This is a genomic window from Paenibacillus xinjiangensis (assembly GCF_059686975.1).
In genome coordinates this window covers 1-1,604 of sequence record NZ_JCAALS010000057.1, presented here as the reverse complement: position 1 = coordinate 1,604, position 1,604 = coordinate 1, and the positions used below count along the sequence as shown (strand labels likewise).

At 47.1% G+C, this 1,604-nt stretch carries 1 protein-coding gene; it reads right to left on the bottom strand.

Annotation, left to right across the window (positions count from 1 at the left end; translation table 11 throughout):
- Window positions 1-90 precede the first annotated feature (90 nt).
- Window positions 91-1,575, bottom strand: coding sequence for an IS1182 family transposase (locus tag AC6ESP_RS29395; RefSeq protein WP_497100336.1), 1,485 nt, complete (start codon window positions 1,573-1,575; stop codon window positions 91-93).
- Window positions 1,576-1,604 lie beyond the last annotated feature (29 nt).

Below are 1,604 nucleotides of genomic sequence, written 5' to 3'. Positions count from 1 at the left end.
GAGAGCCCTGCAAAAGCCTTGATTTTGAGGAAATGGGCACTCCGAGATGGTAAAAGTGATTGAAAAACTAAAAAAGCAGCTCATTCCTCATCAGAGGATGGGCTGCTTTTGCTCTATTAGCCTAACCATTCGTTTCACATTTACAACAAACGCTGTGAGATTGGCCTGTATTCGCATACGAAAGAGACCTCGGTATTTGGCTGTAGCCATACCGTGGAATCTCTTCATCTCCGCGTTCTTGTGTTCAATGATCGGCCTGCGTTTAATACGCTCTTTGAATGTATCGCTTAGTTCGAACTCGATTTGCTCTTTGAAGTGCTCGGCGATGATCCGGATGGAGTACGTCTTGCTTTTGGACTCTGGTTTGTAGCAGCCATCGCGCAGCGGGCATACTTTGCACTTCTCTACGTCAAAGTAGAATACGAGCGAGCGGCTGTCTCCGCTTTTTTTACTGCCTTGAATCGCTTTGCGAATGCTGTGTTCGCCTGCGGGGCAGACCACGAAATTAGCGTCCTTGTTGTAGTCGAATCCATCTTGGCGCACGCCACCCGAGTGAACAATGGGATTCAGTGGAACGACAGGCTGAATGGATTCTTTTTTCATTTCTGCCAGATTGTCTTTTCCGGAGTATGCCGTGTCTGCAATGATTTCTTCGACTACAATCCCATTTGCTTTCGTTTGCGCCAGTAGAACAGGTAACTGCTTTCCGTCATCGCTGGTTCCCGGTGTCACTTCAACAGCCGTAATAAATTCTTCTTCTGTCATAGCCAGGTGCTCTTTATAACCAAAAAACGACTTGGTACTGCTTTTCCAACCGAACCTTGCATCAGGGTCGATCGCTGACCGGATGCCTTTGTTTGCTAGCAGACGCTCATCTTCTACGATTTCCTTCGCGATATGCAATTTGTCACTTATTGCCCCCTCATGGTCCGGCAACAACTCTTCTACCGTTTGGCCAAGCTCGGCGAGATAGCGCAACATGATCTTCTCTGCATCTTCTTGCTCACTTTTGACATTCAGCAATGGAGGAAGCTTCTTTTCTAGCTTGGGATGCCGTTTCACTACAACTCGAAACAGTCGTTTGGCTGCTTCCCGAAGCACGTTCAGCGGCTGTTGGCGCTGAGTCGCTGCATGCGTATGCGTAGCATCCATAATGATGGTTTTCGACTTGATGAGCCCTTTGTCGATGCACTGGCCTACTACTTGTTTTAGAACATCCTCCACCTGACTTGCGCCAAGACGATGGTTACGGAAACGTGAGAGTTGCGAGGGATCCGGCAGTGGATCTTCCGGGTTAATCCCGATAAACCACTTGTACGCCAGATTCACGTGCGTTTCCTCTATAACACGCTCGTCCGAAAGATTGTAAAGGGTCTGCAAAAAGAGCAGACGAAAGAGCAGTTCCGGTTCATTAGCTGGTCTGCCGTAGTATTTACAATACGAGTTTTCCACCAGCTCATGTATGAAACCAAAATCCACAATGCTATAAATCTTGCGTAAGAGGTGATTTTCCGGAACAAGTGTATATAACTCCGCATGAAATGATGCGGTTAATTGTCTACCTACATGCAACAAAGTCGTTCAACTCGCTTTTCCTTTTTTTT